The sequence below is a fragment of the Pseudomonas sp. HP_08 genome (assembly GCF_055284095.1).
Map to the genome: position 1 here is coordinate 43,712 of NZ_JBTOQC010000018.1, position 19,605 is coordinate 63,316.

The following is a 19,605-nucleotide window of genomic DNA, read 5'->3' on the forward strand; positions in this document are numbered from 1 at the left end:
GATCGGCAAGGCGCGCAGCCTGCCTGTGGCGGCACCATAGGCGTCCGCTCTCAGTCCGTCATCCCGTCAAGGCCTGAATATGAGGGTTGCGGTTATTTACAGAAATGTCCTTCAAGCACCAGTAAAAAAACCTACATGCAAGTGCGGCCCTATTACCAGAATGACAACTAACCTCAAGAACACCACCGATCGTTACTTACTCGACCCCATCTTTCCGCCCGCCTCCTGCTCATAAAACTCGGGAATCGGATGTTTATAACTCTCCAGCCAGCGTTGCAGGCTCTGTTCGCGTTCGCTCGGGGTCAACGTCTGCACCACCTTGCTCGCCGCGTCGCCGCGCACTTGTAGCTGCAACCAGGCTTCGGTCTGCGCCTGGGTGGGCGACGAAGGGCCGGGTTCGATAGCCCGCACTGCGCCGCAAAAGCCGAGCACCAGGAGCCCGGCAAACATTACAGGTTTCATGGTATGGCTCCTTTGTTGGCGATACTGACCCTGGCGGGGGGCGGTATGTCGAACATACCGCTCACGGGCGCCGGAGCCTTATTTTGCCTGCCCAGTTGCTCGGCACGTTGTTGCGCCTCGCTGACCTGACGCGGCGTCAGGCCGGTCCGGGAAGTCAGTTCGGCCGCACGCTGCCAGTTGTTTTCATAAATCATCAGGGTGACCAGATTCTGCGCCGGCAAGGTGTCACCGGGCTTGAGTTCAAGCGCGGTCAGGAACTGAAAGCGCGCCTCATCAACTTTCATCTGGTTCAGGTAGGCAATGCCCAGATCGTTGCGGATTTTCTCGTCGGTGGGTGCCAGCTTCGAGGCGCGCAGCAAGTACTGCTGGGCCTTGGCGTAGTCACCACGGGACGCCGCCAGTTGCCCAAGACCGTGTTCGCCCTCGGCCGCGCGACAAGTGCCGAGCAGGCTGCTGTACAAAGGCTCGGCTTCGCTGCTGCCGAGCAGGCGCCAGATCCGCGCCTTGCGCAGGCGCACCTCGCCCAGGTCCGGCGGCAAGCTTTCCAGGTTAGCCAGGCTTGCGTGCAAGCGGCCTTCGTCGGCCATGTTCTGCGCCATGTTCAGGGTGAATTCCTGATCGGAGGTCAGCTTGGGGCAGTCGCCCTGGCTGGACTGACCCTGCAACCAGGTGCTCTGGCCGCCCGTGGCACACCCGCCCAGCATCAACAGCGCACAGGCTGCGATCACGGCTTTCATTGATTTGTCTTTCCTTGTAAAAGTGCAGCCATCACTTACTTCCCAGCGCATGGCCTATGGCAGTGAAACCAGGCCCTGCCAGAACAATCAGCAGCGCCGGGAACAAAAAGATCATCATCACCACCGACATTTTCGCCGACAGCTTGGAGATGTACTCCTGCAGCCGGGTCAGGCGCCGGTCGTCGATCAGTTGCTTGAGCGACAACAGGGAGCGCAGGGCTCCGCCGCCCTGATGAATCAACTGGTTGAGGATCACGCACGTATCGCTGAATTCATCCACCGCCAGCAGGTGGGAGGTTTTGCGTAGCTCTTCACCCAACTCCAGTCCGGAATCGACCCGTACCAGAATCAGGCGAATTTCCTCGGACAATACCGGCAGCAGGTCGCGACCTTCATTGCTCAGCACACGCAGCGCCTGTTCTACAGCCATGCCTGACTCAAACAAAATTCGCAGTAGCGGAATAAAGGTCGAGATTTCAGTCACTACTTGCTTCTGCCGACGCTGTGCTACGGCCGCCAGGATGCGCTTGGGTAAAAGATAGCCAATCCCCAGAGCAAAAAAAGGCGCGATCAATACATTCTCGACCTGCTTATAAAACAGGACCTGGATCAGCAGGGTCACGCCCAGCAAGCCAATGGGCATTCCCACTTGGCAAGCAGCAAACAGGGACCGTTTGCTGGCACGCCGCCAACCGATACGGTTGAGCAGTACTTGTGTCTCACTGTCCATGCTGATCGCTCGCCGTCCCAGACGAGTATCTCCCAGCAAGCGCAGCAAGCTACCGATCCGGCTCTCATGGATGGATTGCCCTTGTAGACGCATAGCCACCTGCCGCTGATGACGGCGCTGACGAGCCAGATTTGAGAGCACCAATAGCCCTGCCATCACAAACATCAGAACGCTCATCAGCACTAATGCAATGCTCATATCAGATACTCCGCAGCATGCGCCACAAGGCCAGGCAACCTGCAGCCTGCAACCCGAACGCAATCAGCAGCATTCGCTGCCCCGAAGCGTCGTTCCACATGTGCATCAGGTATTCAGGGTTGGTGAACATGAAATATCCCACCAAAGAAATGGGTAATAGCCCCAATACAACTGCCGTCAAGCGCGTTTCCCCCGTCATCGCCCGCAATTGGCGGGACATCTGATCGCGCTCGCGAATCAGATTGATCAGGCTTTCCATCAGCTCGCTGGCATTGCCGCCATAGCGATGGTTGACCCGCAGCCCCAAAGCAAACATATGAAACTCGTCGCGCTCATAAAGCTCGGCGAAGTCTTGCGCGGCATCCGGCAGGCTCACCCCCAGTTGCACGTTGCGCTCGATACGCCCCATGCCGTCACGCAGCGGTTGATCAGCCGCTTCGATGCCGTGCAGCACAGCATCAGCCAGGGTTCGACCGGACTTGAGACTGCGCACACAGTGATCGAGCATTTGCGGTAACTGCTCCACCATACGTCGCACACGCTTGCGATAGCGCCACGAGACATACAGACGCAGCAGCATGGGCACACCCAATAACCCGACAATCAGTCCGAAGCCACCGGCCAGTAAATAGCCGATCAGCATCGCCAGCCCCCATACCGTCAGCGCAAGTCCCAGCCGGTCGGTGGGTCGGCCCAACCCGGCTCGTAGAAACGCCCGCTCCAGGTGTTGCAAGACAGGTTTATCGACGCTCGTCGCCACCTGGCCGTGGTTCAGACGCTGCATGATCCGTTCACTGGCCCCACGATTGAGGCTCAGGTAAAACAAGTAGCAGGAGGCCCCCAGCAGCACAATAAAGACCAGAGCCAGCCCCAACACTATGTTCATGCCAGCCTCTCCGTGTACCGCTCAATACATTGCCCGCAGCTTGTCGCCCGCCGCATGCATGGCTTCGCGCTGAAAACCGAAGCCGGTGCGCCGGTCCAGGCGGAACAAGGTGTTGGTCACATAGATGTCGTCGCGCATGCCGACCACCTCCACCACTTCGCTGACGCAACGGCGGCCATCGGGCAGCCGGGTCAGCTGGATGATCACGTCCAGCGCCGCGCAGATCATCTGCCGCAGGGTCTTTTCGGCGATCTGCCGGCCGGTCAGGCCGACCAGGGTTTCCAGGCGCAGCAAGGCGTCCTGGGCATTGTTGGCGTGCACGGTGCTCATCGAACCGTCGTGGCCGGTGTTCATCGCGGTCAGTACGTCGAGCACTTCGACGCCACGGATCTCGCCAAGGATGATGCGGTCCGGGCGCATCCGCAGGGCGTTGCGGATCAGGTCGCTGGAACGTACCTCGCCATGGCCTTCGGCATTGGGCGGGCGGGTTTCCAGGCGCACCACGTGCGGATGGCTCAGTTGCAGTTCGGCGACGTCTTCGATGGTCACCAGCCGCTGATGGCTGTCGATCAACTGGCTGAGCACGTTGAGCATGGTGGTCTTGCCGGTGCCGGTACCGCCGCTGATCAATACGTTGCAGCGCTTGCCCACCGCCTCCTGGAAGAACTCGAAGATCGACTGATCGATGGTCTGGATCGCCACCAGGTCGGTGCTTTTGAGCATGTCCTTGCGAAACTTGCGAATCGACAGGCACGGCCCGTCCAGCGCAATCGGCGGGATGATCGCGTTGACCCGGCTGCCGTCGGGCAGGCGCGCATCGACCATCGGCGAAGACTCGTCGAGGCGCCGGCCCATCGGCGCCAGAATCCGTTGCATGACCCGCTCGACGTGGTGCGAGTCGATGAAGCGCAGGTCAGTGTGGTGCAGCACGCCGTCACGTTCGACAAAGACCTTGCTGGGCCCGTTGACCAGAATCTCGGTGACGCTGGCATCGCGCAGCAGCACTTCCAGCGGGCCGAAGCCGGTCAGCTCATCGACCAGCTCTTCGGCCAGGCGCTCCATCTCATAGCGCGAGATCGCCAGGCGCAGGCGGGCGACATATTCGGCCACCTTGTCGATGACGAACTGGGACAGCGCCGGGCGCGAGCCTTCGAGCAGGTTGCGGCCGGTTTCTTCAATGCCGTCGATGATGTAGCGATGCAGCACCAGTTTGAGGCCTTGTGCATCGTCGGCGGCGTGCTGGGCGCGCGAAGAGGCGCCAAAGGGTCTGTCGGGCATCAGCGATTTCTCCGCAGCCGGCTGAACCAGCTTTCAGTGGTTTTTTGCGCCGTGCCGCTGTGGCGCAACAGGTGCTCGCCCAACTGTCGCAACCCCACCGACAGCGCCTCGCGCGGCGCCAGCTCGAATAACGTAACGCCCTGATTCTTGGCATTCAGGCGCAGCTCGGGGCTGAGCGGCAAGACCGAGACCACCGGCAGAGCAAAGGTCTTGCCCACGGTGTCGGAGTTGGGCGCCACCGCGCGCAAGTAACGGTCGACCAGCAAGACCGCGTGCCCCAGCTTCATGCCCTTGTCGCGCCACAGGTTGAGAATCGCCAGGTTGCGCCGGCACTCCAGCACGCTCTGGTCGGTGTACCACACCAGTTGGTCGCAGTGGCTGACCAGCGTCCGCAACGCCTCGCTGTCCGGCTGGCCGACCAGGTTGATGATCACGTGTTCGAAGTGCTGGCGCAGCGCACTGAGCAGCATGTACAGCTCGGCAGCGCTGGAATGCTCCAGATCATCGTCGGCGTCGGTGTAGGCCAGAATCCGCAGCCCGCTGGGCGCAACGGTAAATGCGCTGTCGATCAGGGTTGCATCGAGCCTGCGCAGGTGGCGCAAGGCATCGCCGAAGCTGAAGGTCGACTCCAGGCCCAACAGGGCCAGGCTGTCGCCGCGCGGCAGGCCCAGGTCCAGCAGCAAGGTGCGCGGCAGGGTCTTCTGCACCACCAGCGCCAGGTGGCTGGAAATCAGCGCACCGTCGCCATCGCACTGCACGCCATACAGCACTGACAGGCCGCTCATGTTGAGGTTGGGCGTGACCGCCGGCAGACGCTTGCTCAAGCGCCGCACCAGACCTGCCACTTCACTGGAGCGCGAACCGTAGGCGACAAAGTCACGGGCGCCGGCGCGCATGGCATTGAGCACCAACTGGTTATCCATGCCGTCGCCCAGGGCAACGATCGCCAGCATCGGCTTGGCTTCAAGCGCGCCCTCGATCAGCGCGCTCTGGGTCATCAGATGCTCACGGTCCAGACCGACGAACACCACGCTGGCGAAGGTCACATCGACCAGCGCCAGCAGGTCGTCAAGGCTGCCGGTGCCGGCGCTGACCACCTGGCCCAGCGAACCCAATGCACCTTGCAGCCACTCCAGATCGGCCGCGTTGCGGGTAATCGCCAGAAAGGTCTGACTCAGGCTCTGGCTCATTGGGATAACCCGCTGCGCCGATCGAAGTCGCCTTTTTCCAGAAAGTACATGCGCAAGAAGCTCGGGTCATAGTTGCGCAGCCCCTCGCCCGGCAGCGACGGCAGTTGCGCATCGCGGGCCAGTGGCTGGACCAGATGCGGGGTGACCACCATCAACAGCTCGCGCTCTTCACGGTTGATCTGTGAGTTGCGAAAGAACGCGCCAAGAATCGGGATATCACCCAGGCCGGGGAATTTGCCGACCTGCGAGCTGTTTCTGGAGCTGATCAGGCCACTGACCACAAAACTTTCGCCATCGGCCAGGGCAATGCTGGTGTCAGTACGCCGTACGTTAAGGGCCGGCACCGTGGTGCCCGCAATCGTAATACCGGCGGTGAAATCCAGCTCGCTGACTTCCGGAGCGACCTTGAGCAGAATACGGTTGGGGCCGACCACTGTAGGCGTCAGGGTCAGGCGCACGCCGTACTCCTTGTACTCGATGGAAATGCCGCTGCCTTCGGCATTGGGCACCGGCACCGGAAACTCGCCACCGGCCAGAAAGCTTGCACTCTGGCCACTCAAGGCCACCAGGCTGGGGCGCGCCAGGGTATAGGCAAAGCCGCTGTTCTCCATGGCATTGATCATGCCCAGCACCTTGCTGCTGCCACCGCCCCAGACGATATTGAACATGTCGTTGTTGAGCGGCGTGTACGAAGCACCCGGCAGGATAGGCACGACGCCACCGGAGGCTTCACCCAGTACAGCGGGAACCAGCCCAGGCGTAACGCCTATGCCCGATACGGTGCCTGGTGAGCCAAACAGCGAGTTATTCGAGCCCTTGCCGAAGATTGAGGTACTGGCTTCCTTGAGTTTGGTGCGGCTGACTTCGACAAAACGGATATCGGTTTGTACCTGGCTAGGTAACGAATCGGCGCCCACCGGCAGGCGCGACGCCTCGGTCATCGCGGCGGTGGCTTTGCCTCGTACAAACACCATGCTCTGTTGCGGCACCTGCGAGCAGCCGGTCCAGACCATCAGGCTGGTTGCACCGTGCGCCACGCCGGTAAGCACCACGCCCTGATTGCCGGTGACCTGTACATCGGCAATCCGCGGGTCGCCCACCGCCACACGGGTGATGGCCACGCCTGGGCGCAGATCGCGCTGCGAGCCCTGATCCACCTCCAGCACCGCGGGCATAACCGCTTGCGCCGAACACCCTGCCGGGGCCGCAGCAGCGAACGGCCCCCATGCGGCTGTCAACGCCACGGTGATAGAAAGGAAACGAACATTCATCGACTGCATCCTTAGCTTTAATCAGGGAGTCTGTTGCCCGGCCTGGCTGCCACGAATCACCTCGACCGGCCTGGGCGCGGCAGGTACGGCAACTTTGCTGGCGGGGCTGGCCAAGGTCAGTTGGGTAAAACGCACCAAACTGCGTCCGGTTGTATCCAGGCGCAGTGCGACATCGCGGCGACCGGCATCGGCGACCCAATAATCCTGCAGGTGTTTTTCTTCGGCGCTGCGAACCGCCAGGCGCAGCACGCCACTTTGGGTGGCCAGCATCAGACGAGCAAGCAACGGTTCCGGCACTGCCAGAACCATGGTGCGGGCGGTAGCGCGGGCTTGTTCCTGCTTGAGCCGTTCGTCGCTGCTGAGTGTCCGAGCCGGGCTGCCATCCAGGGTAGGACCGAGCAGCTCGCCAATGCTCAAGACCCGCAAGGCAGGCACAACCACTTGAGAGGAGCGCAGAGGGTTATCCGCGTCCTGAGGCAGATAGAGCATCACATCCACGTAGTCGCCTGGACTAAGGTGCCCGGAGGCAATGGCGACCTCGTCCACAAGGACGGCCATGGCACGCTCATCGGGGTGAATCATGCGCGCCAGGCTGCCGCCGACGCCGAAGCTGTCGGCACTTAGCCAGGTGCCTGCGCTGAGGGTCCGCCAACTGCTGCGGCCCAGCACCTCATCAATGGAGCTGAAGCTACCTGGCGGCGCAACCTTGAGCCGCTCGACAGTCACGTCTTCCGCTTTGATCGCGGTATAAGCAGGTAAATCACGTGCCAGTACCACGACATTCTGACGCAGGGCATCTTCCACCGGCGCTGGAGGCTGCTCGACCACAGGAGTCGCTATCGGGGCAATCGGCGCAGGTACTTCAGGCTGCGGGTGGCTTAAGGTCAAGCCCAGGTACGCGGCCAAAACCGCCCCGATCAGAAACAACACTGCCAGAATCAGGGTAACGCGACTGCTCATGGCGACTCTTCCTTTACCTTCCGACTCACTCGATGCAACGAGTCAACGTTGCAATAGAGTCACTGCTTCATGCTCCATTTTGTTATAGGAATGTAGATCACAGATTCGAAAAAGCCATTATCAAAACTAAACAGAAGCGTTCCTTTCATGTACGCCCCTGCAAATACAGGGACTTTCGTAAGGCGTCGCTGAGGTATCACTTTCGAATTAATGCTTTATTACGATTGTTAACCACGACATTGAAGACAATGCTATCCACACAGAGAGGATTTCTGTACGCACTCAGCGCGCAGCTTCTGGAAACCAGGCAAGGAGAATGATGATGTTCCTGACCCAATTTTATGCAAAAGCCTATGCGCTTATTATTTCGCTCATCAGGAATAAAGAAGCGGCCTCAGGCATTGAATATGCGATTGTGGCAGCCATGGTGGCAGTCATACTCGTGGGCTTCATGACCCCTATCAGCACAGAGATCAGCAAAATCTTCACCACCATCCAGACCAAGCTGACAACACCCTGAGGATGACAGGATGGCCGTTGAATGCCATCCTTCCAGTCATTAGCCACCACCTCAGGAAGTATCCATGGCAGTCCAGCCCACCCGCCAACAACTGCTGCTGGTTGATGACGAAGAGGACGCCAATGAAGAGCTGGCAGAACTGCTCGAAGGCGAGGGTTTCTGCTGCTTCACGGCGTCCTCGGTCAAGCAGGCCTTGCAGGTGTTGACCCGCCATCCCGACATTGCGCTGGTCATTACCGATTTGCGCATGCCCGAAGAAAGCGGCATCCAGCTGATCAAGCGCTTGCGTGAACACACCTCACGCCAGCACTTGCCGGTGATCGTCACCTCAGGCCACGCCGACATGGACGATGTCAGCGACCTGCTGCGCCTGCAGGTGCTCGACCTGTTTCGCAAGCCGATCTATCACGTACGGTTGCTGGAAACCCTCAATAACCTGTTCCCGGAACCGAAGATCTTCCAGGTCGGGCACTGAGTTGATAAACCCACTTTAATCACTGACATTGAACTGCACTTGCGCGGTTTGTCCGCTCTCATCAAGTACGCTCAACTGATAGTGCCCAATACGGTTCAAGTTGGTATTAAAGTGTTCCTGATTATCGGTATCGGCGGCCGGTACCCCATCAATAAACCACCAGCGTCTGCCACTGCCACCCAATGCCGATAACTTGAGGTTCAAGGCCTGGCGACTGCCGGCCGGCAAGCGCAGGTTATCGCCCTCGCGCACGCCGACAATGCTCAATGGCGTGGCCAGGCTCAGGTTCTGCGGTGGGCATGCAGGGTCGATGGCGGGCAGCCGCGCATCGCGGCGCTCGGCGCGGGCCAGCCAGGGCTCCAGCGGTGCCGGCCATAAGGCGACATCACGCGACACCGCGCCGGGGCAGCCGGCATCGACGCGCAGACCTGCTTCATTGACCCAGATCTTTTCCAGCAAGCCCAGACCCAACGGCTGATCGCCAGCCTGCAAGGTCGGCGGCGTGGTGCCGTCCAGGGTCCAGGCAAAGCGCTGGCGGCGGCAATTGGGATCGTGCTTGTTCAGCGGCTGGCCCAGCGGCCAGCAGATCGCCGCCACGCCAACGTTCATGGGCACCGGCGCCACAGGGCTGGCGATGCCGCGCTGGCTGTCGCGGTTGGCCAGCACATCGTGCACCTGCAGCATCAGCGGCGCTGCCGAGGCCAGGCCGAACTGGCCCGGCACCGGCGTGCCGTCCGGCCGCCCGATCCACACGCCGACCAGAAAGCGCGGGCCGACGCCGATTGCCCATGCATCGCGAAAGCCATAACTGGTGCCGGTCTTCCAGGCCAGTTGCGGGCGCTGCACCAGTTCGGCGTGCGGGTCGAGATCCGGTCGCGACTGGCCGCTGAGGATCCGCCGAATGATCCACGCAGCCCCCGGCGACAGCATGCGCCGCTCACGCAGCGCATCTTGCGGTTGCAGGCGTACATCGGCGCTCACGCCGCCCCGCGCCAGCGCGCTGTAGCCGGTCACCAGGTCCTGCAAGCGCGCACCGGCACCGCCCAGAATCAACGCCAGGTTCGGCTCGGCCAGTGGCGGCAGGATCAACGGCAGGCCACCATTGCGCAGTTCGGCGGCAAAGCGCTTGGGTCCGTAGACCTCCAGCAGTTGCACGGCCGGCAGGTTGAGCGACATCGACAGCGCAGAGCTTGCCGCGATCGCGCCGCCAAAGCCTGCGGAAAAGTTGCCGGGGCGATAGTCGCCATAACGGCGCGGTACGTCCTGCAACAGCGACTCGGAATGAATCAATCCGGCGTCCATCGCCATGCCGTACAGGAACGGCTTGAGCGTCGAGCCCGGCGAGCGCACGGCGCTGATCATATCGACGTGGCCAAAGCGCTTGGTGTCGTTGATATCCACCGAGCCCACATAGGCGCGCACCGCCATGGTTTCGGCTTCGACGATCAGGATCGCTGCCGAGGTGCGCTCCGGCAGCCGCGCGCGCCAGCCCAGCAGCAGGTCTTCCATACGCCGTTGCAGGCTGGCGTCCAGCGTGGTGCGAATCAGCGGCGGACTGCCCGGCCGGTTCAGGCGCCGAGCGAGTAATGGCGCCAGGGTCGGCTCCTGGCGCGGCGCCAGCAGCAAGGGCTCTTGCAGGGCCTCATCGACGCTGCCTTGTGGCCACACGCCAAACTCGGCCATGCGCCGCAGCACCTTGTCGCGAGCCAGTTGCGCACGCTCCGGGTGACGATCCGGGCGCAGCCGGCTGGGCGCCTGGGGCAACACGGCGAGCAACGCGGCTTCGGAGCGGGTCATCTGCGACGGCGATTTGCCCAGGTATGCCCAACTGGCCGCCGCCACGCCCTGCAACGTACCGCCAAATGGCGCGCGGTTGAGGTACAGCTCCAGAATCTGGTCCTTCGACAGGTGCCATTCCAGTTGCAGGGTGCGCCACAACTGCCGCAACTTGCCCGGCAGCGTGCGCGAATGCGGGTCGAGCAGGCGCGCCACCTGCATCGACAGCGTGCTGCCGCCCGACACCACGCGCGCGCCGTTGAGGTTCTGCCAGGTGGCCCGCGCCAATGCCAGCGGATTAACCCCCGGATGGCTGTAGAACCAGCGGTCTTCGTAGGTCAGCAGCGCTTGCAGGTAATACGGCGACACCTGCTCGCGGCTCACCGGATAGCGCCATACGCCGTCGCTATCGGCAAAGCGCCACAAGGGCGTACCATCCTCGGCCAGCACCACACGGGCCAGATCGTCCGCCGGCAGCGGCAGCGGCCACAGGCGGTCGGCCAGCCACAGCAAGAGCGGCGGCACGATGATGATCAGCAGCGCCACGCGCAGCCATTTGCGTGTACGCAGGCTCATGACAAATACGCTTCCCGGCACAGGGAACCGCAGCGACTGGCCGATGGCCAAAGCCAACAGACATCTCTTTCAGGCAGGATGATTACATGCAAGTAGAAGGCTTCTTTGAGTGGCTGGGCCAGGCGATCGGGTCGGTGATCCGCTTTGTGGTCGACGGGCTGTCGTGGTTGTTCAATCTGTTGGCTCATGCCGGTGGCAACTTCGTCGATGGTTTGTCCCGTGCGCTGGGCATGGACACTTCACTGGTCAGCATCCTGGCCCTGATCGTCGGCCTGATGCTGCTGTTCGCCGCGATTCGCGCCTTCATGCGCGCCTCTATCGTGCTGGGCATCATCTGGCTGGCGCTGGGGTTATGGTTGCTGAGCTGGATTATCAGCTAAAACACAGACCTGTAGGAGCGCGCTCTGCCGGAATGCCGGACCACCGCGACCGGCTGCGTTAGCCGTCGTAAATTTGTGGCGTTTCATCAATTTTGCGAGCGCTACGCACTCGGTCGCGGGCAAGCGCGCTCCTACGGGGGTGTAAGACGGCGCGGTGTCCGGGACACCGCGCCGTTTTCGTTTATTTACCCCTCACCACCATCTGCGCAGGCGTTTCACCCAGTGCCTGCCAGTTCGGACGGTACATCGACTCGACCTGCGGTGGCGGTACGCGGTACACGCCTGGCGTCACCGCGCGGGCCAGGTACAGCAGGTGCGTCGCGCGGGTGCTGCCGCTGATGTCCAGGGCCGCGACATAACGGTCGCCACGGTATTCCTGGTGCTTGATACCGGCGCTTTCCATCGACTCGCGGAAGCTTTTCACCGACTCGCTGGCGTCTTCCAGGCTGGCAGCACTTTGTGCCAGGTTCTGGTTTTCCAGTTCCAGGCCCGCTGGCAGCAGGTCGACCACCAGCGCATCCGGCACCCGCTGACGCGCAGACACTTCAAGGTGGACCAATACCAGTTGCCCGGTTTTCAGTGCTTCGACGTTGAGCGGCTGGCCGTTGAGGCTCAGGTACTCGCGACGAATGCTCAGGTTCTCGCCACCGGCCACCGGGGCCTGGGTCGGGTAACCGGACAGGGTCAGTTGCTGGTACAGCGTTTCGCCACTCTGGTTATTCAACGACAGGGGCGAGGCCAGCAGCGTGCCATCGAGTTTCAGGCCCGGCTGACGGTTGCTGATATCGCGGCTTTGCCCACCGGCTGACAGCAGTGCGGTCCAGTCCTTCTCCGGCTTGCCGAGCAAGTGGCGGCCGGCCAGGAACAGCGAGTTGCTCTCCTGGGTCGACAGGTAGCGGCTGGCCGCCAGTTGATCGGCCAGGTCGAACAGACGCTGGTTACGCGCTTCGCCGCCCAGGTTGTTTTCTTCCAGCAAAGCCAGGATCAGCGCCTGATCGCGCAGCGGGCTGCCGTAGTCGGCCAGCCACTCGTTACCTTTGCGGCCAATGGCCAGACCAGCCTGCAAGGCTTGTTCGGCACGTGGCTTGTCGCCCATCTTTTCCAGCGCGATGGCCAGTTGCACCAGCGGCAGACCTGAACGGGCATCGCTGCGGCGTTCGAACAGCGTACGCAGTGCGCCCAGCGGCGCCTGTTGGCTGCGCGCCAGCACTAGGCCTGCGTAAGCCTGCACGGCAAAGCGGGTGTGCTCGGCGTTCTGGCTGTAGCTGACCTCGATCTGGCCACGCTCCTGCAAGTAACGCATCAGGCGCTCGTTGGCCTTTTTCAAGGCATCGGCCGGCACCGCAAAGCCCTGATCGCGTGCGCGCAGCAGGAAGTCGGTGACGTACGCGGTCAGCCAGTATTCTTCATCGCCATCGGCGCCCCACAGGCCAAAGCTGCCGTTGTAGCGCTGCATGCCCAGCAAGCGTTCGATACCGATTTCCACCTTGCGCTTGCGCTCCGCATCCGGCTCGCCGGTCAGGCCCAGACGCTTGAGGGTCGCGGCATCGGCGTACAGCGAGGGGTACAGGCCGCTGGCGGTCTGTTCCAGGCAACCATACGGATAGGCTTTAAGGGCACGAATCTGCTCGCCAAGGTTCAGCGGCGGACGGCTCGACAGCGACAGCATGGCTTCACGACCTGCGGGTTCGAAAGCTTGCAGCGCGCCTTCCGGCAGGCTCCAGTCCTGCCCCTGGTTCAGCACTGCACGGTAATGACGCAGCATGGCCGGGTACGCCGGGCGCACGCCGATGGTCCATTCGCGCGACAGCGGCGGCAGGTTCTCACCCGGCAACACCAGGCCATCGACCTGCACCCGCAGCTTGCCCTGCCCCAGACCGCCTTGCGCCTGCACCGGCACCTTGAGGGTGATGCGCTGGCCTTCTTTCAACTGCACGGTCTTGAACTGGTCGCCACCGGGAATGCTCAGTTGCCCTTCGGCGAACAGTTGCACATCAAGCTTCTGCGGCTTGCCCGACAGGTTGGACAGGTCCAGCGCCACGCTGGTCTGGTCACCACCGGCCAGGAAGCGCGGCGTCGACAGTTCGGCGATCAATGGCGCTGCGACCACGGTCTTGGCCTCGGCCATGCCATAGCGCTCGTCGGTCCAGGCCTGGGCCATCAGGCGCAATTCACCGTTGAAGTCCGGAATATCGACGCTGACTTCGCCTTCGCCCTGTTCGTTGAGGGTCACCGGCGCACTTTGCAGGGCCACGATGGTGACGCTGGTATCAGGACGCTTGCCGCCCTTGGCCAAGGCATCACCACCGAACGCCAGGCTGGCCACACGGCCCTGCCCGGCTTCGATCAACTGGCCATAGATGTCGAGCTGGTCGGCGCCGTATTCCTTGCGGCCGAACAGGCTGGCGAACGGATCAGGCGTGGCGTAACGGGTGATATTGAGAATGCCGACGTCCACTGCCGACACCAGCACCTGCACCTGTTTAGGCACGCTGCCATCGGCGTTTTTCGCCGTCAGTTTGAGCTTGAGCGGTTGCTTGGGACGCATTTTCTCAGGCGCAGTAACGCTCAGCGCCAGTTTGCGCTGACCACGTTCCAGCGGCAGGTGCAGCACGCCCACGGCACGTTTTGGCGTGACATTGGCCTTGCGCTCGCCGGGACGAATGACCAGCGCGCTGACGTACAGGTCGTGGCGCGCCCATTGTTTGTCCAGCGGGATATCGAACGCCTTGCCCTCGGCCGGCACATCGATTTCCTGCCACCACAGCGGACCTTCACTGGACTCGACCAGCAGATAGCCCTTGCCGGCCGCTGGCGGTGTGACGGTTACTTTAGCGGTGTCGCCATCGCCATACGCCGGCTTGTCCAGCGCCAGTTTGACCTGGTCGGGACGTACGGCGCCGCCTTCGGCGTTGTCCTGCCAGCGGTAGCCGGCCCAGAAACGCAGGCTGCTGACCAGACCGGTGCTCGGGTCTTCAACCTCGACACGGTACGGGCCCCACTCCACCGGGAAGCTGACCTTGACCGTGGAGTCTTTCTTGATGCTGACGGTTTCTTCGTTGAGGCTGAGGAATTTCTCGTTGAAGTTGTAGCTCCAGCCGTCGCTCTCCGAGTAAGTCCAGTAGTAGTCGCGGCGCTCGCGCACCAGACGCACCTTGACGTTGTCGGCGGCCAGCTTGTTGCCGGCGCTGTCGGCAACCAGAATTTCGAACTCGGCAGGACCATCGCCATCGGTCTGCGCTTCGCCACGGCTGGCGCTTTCGTCATATTCGTCTTCACCGGTGCTGGTGCCGAACAGCGCACGCACGCCCGGCAATTGCTCGGCCGGCCACACCGGCTGCACCACACGACGCGTGATCGGGCGACCGCCGGATTCCTGCAGGCTGACCTGCACGATCACGTTCAGCGGCGAACGGGCCTTGGCCCACTCGGTCTGCACATCGAGCAGCGCCTCACCGTTGGCGTCCAGGGTCGAGCCGTCCAGCTCGCGGTCCATCTTCAGGTCTTCTTCGGTGATCGAACCGAATTGATAGCCCGGCAGTTTTTCCACCGCTTCACGCAGCGGCCGTACATACAGTTGGCCGGTCAGGCTGTTGCCCGATGCCGGAGCGCCGTACAGGTAGCGACCGGTGATTTCGAATTGCGGGTTCTGCTCGGGCGAGATCGGCGTTTCGCTGCCCTTGAGCTCCAGCGCCAGCCGCTCGGGCAGGAAGTCCTCGACATTGAATTCATACAGTTGCGGCTTGCCGTCGCCCAGGTCGTAGACCAACTGCCAGCGCCCGGTCGGCGCCTCTTCGGCCAGTTGCAACTGGTACTGGTACAAGCCGTTGCTGCCCGGTTCCCAGACAAACTTGCGGCTGACCTGCTCGTCGGGGCGGCGTACTTCAACGTTGATCGGCTGCGCCTTGACGCTCTTGCCGTCCTGATCGCGCAACAGACCATTGAGCAGCACGGTTTCGCCTGGGCGATACAGGTCGCGCGGACCGAAGATAAAGAACTGCAACGGGTGGGCTTGCGGGCCGGAGATATCAAACTCGGCCAGGTCCAGCGCCGGGCTGTTCAGGCGCAGCAGGCTGGTCTGTTCGTCCTTGTGCGCCAGAATCAGCGCGGCCTTGGCCGGCAGCGGCAGTTGCGCATGGCCCTTGCCATCGGTCTTGCCCTGACCGACGACCTTGCCGTCCTGGTCATAGACATCGACATTAACATCGCTCAGCGCCTTGCCGCCTTCCAGTGCCTGGGTGAATACATCCAGGCGCTGGCTGTAGCGGTGCACCGACAGGCCGATGTCACTCAAGGTGAACAGGGTCGCCGGCAGCGTGTAGCTGTATTTGCCCGAAGCGCGCATGACCGCCAGGTAAACGCCCGGCTGTTGCAGCGGCTTGATGCCGGCAATCGGCAGCAGCAGGGTTTCGCGGGTGTTGCGCGCAGGCTTGAGGTCGAAGCGCCCGCCGTAGACCAGGTCGGCCAGTGGCAGCAGCTCTTCGGAGTTGTACGCCGACAGACTCGACGAACCTTCCCAGTTCGCGAGGAAGTTCGGCAACTGGTCAGGCTTGATGCGGAAGAATTCGACATCGACCTTGTCGACGTTCAGCGCGATCACCGGCAGGCCCTCGGCCAGGCGGGTCGGCAACAGGCTGCCACGGCTGGCGAAACCGACGGTGGCTTGCAGGTCGCGGGTTTCCAGGCGGGCGCTGAATTCATTGGCCAGCTTGGCCTTGTTGATGCCTTGCAGGCCGGCATCGACGGTCAGCACCAGTTTGCGCTGCGGCTCAAGGTGGCGCAGGCGCAGCTCCATGAGGTTATCCGACAGCTCCCAGGCGCCATCGACCTTGCCGTTCTTGCTGTCGACCAGATGCAGCTTTTCAGCGAATTTCTGCTCAGGGTCCAGCGGCACAGACACACTGACCGACAGGGTACTGGCCCCTTCGACCTGGATTTCCGAGACATCCACCACCGTCAGCTCGCGGCCTTCATAGCGCTTGGCCAGGGCCGGCAGATCAACTGCAGGTTTCGGTTTCGCCGGCTGGCTGGCCGCAGGCGCAGACGCCTGTGCGGGCGCAGGCGGCGTCGCCGGTTTATCGGTGGAGGAAGAATCGCAGGCACTGAGTAGCGCAAGCGCGCAAGCCAGGAACAGTCCTTTGTTGAGCATGGGACACTCGTCGACAGCAAGAGGAAAGGGGTGACTATATAGCAGTCACCGTGGTGGGTCGGCGTGTAGACCACACAGTTGTGACTTCGTTCTCAATCCCCCGGAACACGCCCTGTAGGGACGGCATTGTGACTGGGCACCATGGGCTCGTTACAATGCCGGCCCCTGACCGGAGCCTGCATGTCTATCCATCTGTCCACGCTGTCCAGCGACTGGCGTCATCGCCCTGCCCACAAACGGGTCTGGGGCCTGGCGACGCCGATGATCGTGTCGAATATCTCTGTGCCGCTGGTGGCGCTGGTCGACAGCATCGTCATCGGCCATTTGCCGCATGCCCATCAACTGGGCGCGGTGGCCGTCGGTTCGACCCTGTACACCTTCCTGGCCTGGGGCATGGGCTTTCTGCGCATGGGCACCACCGGTTTTGCAGCCCAGGCGGCTGGGCGCGATGACGGCGCGGCGTTGCGGCGCATCTTGCTGCAAGGGCTGTTGCTGGCGCTGGGCCTGGCCTTGAGCCTGGCGGCGCTGGCGGTGCCGTTCAGTCACGTGGCGCTAGGCTTGATGCAGCCTTCGGCCGAGTTGCAGCAGTCGGCGCTGGATTTCTTTCATACCCGGCTGTACGGCCTGCCCGCGACCCTGGCCAGCTTTGCCCTGATCGGCTGGTTTCTCGGCACCCAGAACGCCCGGGCGCCGCTGGCGATTCTGCTGACCACCAACCTTGCCAACATCGCCTTCAACTTGTGGTTCGTGCTGGGCCTGGATTGGGGCGTGGTCGGTTCGGCGCGTGCCTCGGTGCTGGCGGAATGGCTCGGTGTGTTGCTGGGCCTGGCGCTGACCCGTGGCAGCCTGCGTGCCTGGCCGGGGCAGATTGCCTGGCGGGCCTTGGCGCTGTGGCGCAACTGGCGGCCGCTGCTGGGGGTCAACCGCGATATCTTTCTGCGCACCCTGGCGCTGCAATCGGTGATGTTTCTGATCACCGTGCAGGGTGCGCGGCTCGGCGATGTGACGGTGGCGGCCAATGCTTTGCTGCTTAATGGCCTGCTGCTGACCTCGCATGCGCTGGACGGCCTGGCGCACGCGGTCGAGGCGCTGTGCGGGCATGCCATCGGTGCCCGTGACCGCACCGCGCTGCGCCGCTATCTGGTGGTCGCCGGCGGCTGGTCGCTGATCGCCAGCCTGCTGTTTGCGGCGGCGTTTCTGGCCGGCGGGCACTGGTTCATCATTCTGCAGACCGATATCCCGGCGGTGCGCGAGACCGCCATCGCTTATCTGCCTTACCTGGCTGCGATGCCGCTGCTGGCGGTCTGGAGCTATTTGCTCGACGGGCTGTTCATCGGCGCCACCCGCGCCCGGGAAATGCGCAATGCCATGCTGGTCAGCGCGGCGCTGATCGCACCGGTCGCCGCTCTGGCCTACAACCATGGCAACCACGCGCTATGGCTGACCTTCCTGCTCTTCACCCTGCTGCGCGGGCTGAGCCTGGGCCACATCGCCTGGCGCCTGAGCCGCGATGACGGCTGGTTCAGTCGCTGACACGCTGAAGTTCACTGCCGGGCTTGTCAGGCTCAGGCCGTGGGCATCCAGACGAACCTCGCTGGCGCCAACCTGCAACACCAGTTCGGCGCCCGCTGCCAGCGTTACAGACGGGCCGTCGTCAATGTTCATTACGCCGCCCTCGCCCAGCAGCCAGCCCGCGTCGAGCCGGGCCTGAACCGTGGGCGGCGTATCGCCCATACGCAGCGGTTCGTGCGGGCGGTGATCGAGACAGGCAATGACCACCGGCACGGTATCGGGAGGCGCCGGCGAACCCACCAGCACCGCCATGCCGCCTTGCAGTGGCCCGCCTGCGCCCGCATCGACCGGCAACCAGCAATCGGCGAAGCGTGCGCCATGGCCTTGCAAGGCCCACTCGAACTGCACCCGCACCCGTCCGACCGCATCGTGCAGTACATCCTGCCCTGGCGGACCGACCAGCCACGCCCGCTGCAAGGCCGGCAAACCCTCGGCCAGTACCTGCGGCACGCTGATGCCCACCTCCCACGGCAAGGCCACAAAACGGTTGCCGTAAGCGCCGGCGCCGCGGTGCTCGACATGCGTCACCCGCCACAGGTGATTGCATTCAGCGCGCGCATGGCCGGTCAGCGGCAGCAAGTGCCCGCTGCTGACAAAGGGCAGCGTGCTGTGCCCTTCGGCGCGCTGGCCGACGCGGCTTTTCGCTTCGGCAGGCGCGGTATGGCACACCGTGAAGCGCGTCACTCCCGGTACATCCAGCCGCGTACGCCAAGGCGCTTCGGGCGTACGGCGGGCGCCGTGGAGGCCACTGCCAAACACCAGTTCGTGGTGCCGGGGCGAGTGGACAAAGTGATAGTGAATGCTCTCTTCGGCGCACAGGCGCTGGATGAATTGCAGGTCGTTCTCGCGGTACTGGGCGCAAAACGCTCGCTCGGTGCACAGCGTCTTGAGTTCGAAGCGGTAGCTGTCTTCCAGCAACCCGTGCTCGCTCAGCACCTGGTCGATGATCTGCGTGGCGCTCATGTGCTGGAACACCCTGGAGGTGTGGCGCTGCGCCAGGCATGCCAGGCGCGGGCCGAGGCTCACGCGCAAACTCACCGGTCCCGGCCGGTAGTGATTGCGGGTCACGGCGTGGATCTGCCCATGAAACCCTGCGCGCCCCTCATCCACGGCCAGAAAAGCCGGCTGGTACATCAGTTGTGCGGGGGTGATGTCAGTGCTGCAAAGCACATCGAGGGTAAAGGTATAGGGCTGGCTGATCGCTTCACGGCCCCGAAAAGACACAACGGCCAGACGCTGCCGCCCGCCGCCGATCTCCAGGCGGAAGCGCGGCACGCTCGGTGAATCGGGCATTGGAGGGTCTCTACATGGCAAGGCGAATGCCAATTCTGGTCGAGAAGCGTGGCCAGGTAGAGAGCCGGAGCAATAACAGGAAGCGCCCTACAGCGCCTGAGGCTTTTTCTTACATGAGTGGGGCCAGACGAACGTCGTCTGGCCCACTTCCA

General features: G+C 62.8%; 15 protein-coding genes. 4 read left to right on the forward strand and 11 right to left on the reverse strand.

From position 1 onward, the window contains the following. Positions 1-192: 192 nt before the first annotated feature. The 8 genes from ACYAS9_RS17205 to cpaB are packed head-to-tail and all read right to left on the reverse strand — an operon-like array spanning position 193 to position 7,712. The gene (locus ACYAS9_RS17205; protein WP_463569474.1) at positions 193-462 is read right to left on the reverse strand and encodes a DUF3613 domain-containing protein; all 270 of its coding nucleotides are present in this window, start codon (positions 460-462) and stop codon (positions 193-195) included. Beyond that, a complete protein-coding gene (locus ACYAS9_RS17210; protein WP_463569475.1) occupies positions 459-1,199 on the reverse strand; it encodes a tetratricopeptide repeat protein in 741 nt (246 codons plus the stop codon). Before ACYAS9_RS17210 ends, ACYAS9_RS17205 begins: the two co-directional genes overlap by 4 nt. A 31-nt stretch (positions 1,200-1,230) precedes the next feature. Further along, complete coding sequence (locus tag ACYAS9_RS17215) at positions 1,231-2,127, reverse strand: type II secretion system F family protein (RefSeq protein ID WP_463569476.1); 897 nt, start codon at positions 2,125-2,127, stop codon at positions 1,231-1,233. A 1-nt stretch (position 2,128) separates the two neighbouring features. Further along, positions 2,129-3,013 (reverse strand): type II secretion system F family protein, encoded by an 885-nt coding sequence (locus ACYAS9_RS17220; RefSeq protein WP_463569477.1) that lies wholly within the window; start codon positions 3,011-3,013, stop codon positions 2,129-2,131. 21 nt (positions 3,014-3,034) lie between these two features. Further along, entirely contained in the window at positions 3,035-4,291 is a 1,257-nt protein-coding gene (locus ACYAS9_RS17225) for a CpaF family protein (protein ID WP_463569478.1), read from the reverse strand. Next, positions 4,291-5,481: a pilus assembly protein gene (locus ACYAS9_RS17230; protein ID WP_463569479.1), complete on the reverse strand. Its 1,191-nt coding sequence runs from the start codon at positions 5,479-5,481 to the stop codon at positions 4,291-4,293. The genes ACYAS9_RS17225 and ACYAS9_RS17230 overlap by 1 nt, the downstream gene beginning before the upstream one ends. Continuing rightward, positions 5,478-6,752 carry a type II and III secretion system protein family protein gene (locus ACYAS9_RS17235; RefSeq protein ID WP_463569480.1) on the reverse strand — a complete coding sequence of 425 codons (1,275 nt, stop codon included), beginning with the start codon at positions 6,750-6,752 and terminating at the stop codon, positions 5,478-5,480. Before ACYAS9_RS17235 ends, ACYAS9_RS17230 begins: the two co-directional genes overlap by 4 nt. A 21-nt stretch (positions 6,753-6,773) precedes the next feature. After that, positions 6,774-7,712: a Flp pilus assembly protein CpaB gene (cpaB, locus tag ACYAS9_RS17240; RefSeq protein ID WP_463569481.1), complete on the reverse strand. Its 939-nt coding sequence runs from the start codon at positions 7,710-7,712 to the stop codon at positions 6,774-6,776. A 322-nt stretch (positions 7,713-8,034) separates the two neighbouring features. Here cpaB and ACYAS9_RS17245 point away from each other — a divergent pair, with 322 nt between their 5' ends. Together ACYAS9_RS17245 and ACYAS9_RS17250 are read left to right on the forward strand one after the other, a co-directional pair. Then, on the forward strand, positions 8,035-8,232 hold the full coding sequence (locus ACYAS9_RS17245) for a Flp family type IVb pilin (RefSeq protein ID WP_463569482.1): 198 nt from the start codon (positions 8,035-8,037) through the stop codon (positions 8,230-8,232). 64 nt (positions 8,233-8,296) lie between these two features. Next, complete coding sequence (locus tag ACYAS9_RS17250; protein WP_463569483.1) at positions 8,297-8,707, forward strand: response regulator; 411 nt, start codon at positions 8,297-8,299, stop codon at positions 8,705-8,707. A 15-nt stretch (positions 8,708-8,722) separates the two neighbouring features. Here the strand turns inward: ACYAS9_RS17250 and pbpC are convergent, their stop codons facing one another. Beyond that, positions 8,723-11,059, reverse strand: coding sequence for a peptidoglycan glycosyltransferase PbpC (gene pbpC / locus ACYAS9_RS17255; protein ID WP_463569484.1), 2,337 nt, complete (start codon positions 11,057-11,059; stop codon positions 8,723-8,725). 86 nt (positions 11,060-11,145) lie between these two features. On the opposite strand from pbpC, the gene ACYAS9_RS17260 reads away from it, so the two are divergent. Then, positions 11,146-11,439, forward strand: coding sequence for a hypothetical protein (locus ACYAS9_RS17260; RefSeq protein WP_463569485.1), 294 nt, complete (start codon positions 11,146-11,148; stop codon positions 11,437-11,439). Positions 11,440-11,620: 181 nt separating this feature from the next. Here the strand turns inward: ACYAS9_RS17260 and ACYAS9_RS17265 are convergent, their stop codons facing one another. Continuing rightward, positions 11,621-16,588 carry an alpha-2-macroglobulin family protein gene (locus tag ACYAS9_RS17265; protein ID WP_463569486.1) on the reverse strand — a complete coding sequence of 1,656 codons (4,968 nt, stop codon included), beginning with the start codon at positions 16,586-16,588 and terminating at the stop codon, positions 11,621-11,623. Positions 16,589-16,780: 192 nt separating this feature from the next. Between ACYAS9_RS17265 and ACYAS9_RS17270 the strand changes: the two genes are divergently transcribed. Continuing rightward, positions 16,781-18,121 carry an MATE family efflux transporter gene (locus tag ACYAS9_RS17270; RefSeq protein WP_463569527.1) on the forward strand — a complete coding sequence of 447 codons (1,341 nt, stop codon included), beginning with the start codon at positions 16,781-16,783 and terminating at the stop codon, positions 18,119-18,121. On the opposite strand, the gene ACYAS9_RS17275 is transcribed toward ACYAS9_RS17270, so the two are convergent. Beyond that, a complete protein-coding gene (locus tag ACYAS9_RS17275; protein ID WP_463569487.1) occupies positions 18,023-19,453 on the reverse strand; it encodes a contractile injection system protein, VgrG/Pvc8 family in 1,431 nt (476 codons plus the stop codon). The two genes, ACYAS9_RS17270 and ACYAS9_RS17275, sit on opposite strands and share 99 nt — an antisense overlap. Positions 19,454-19,605: the final 152 nt, after the last annotated feature.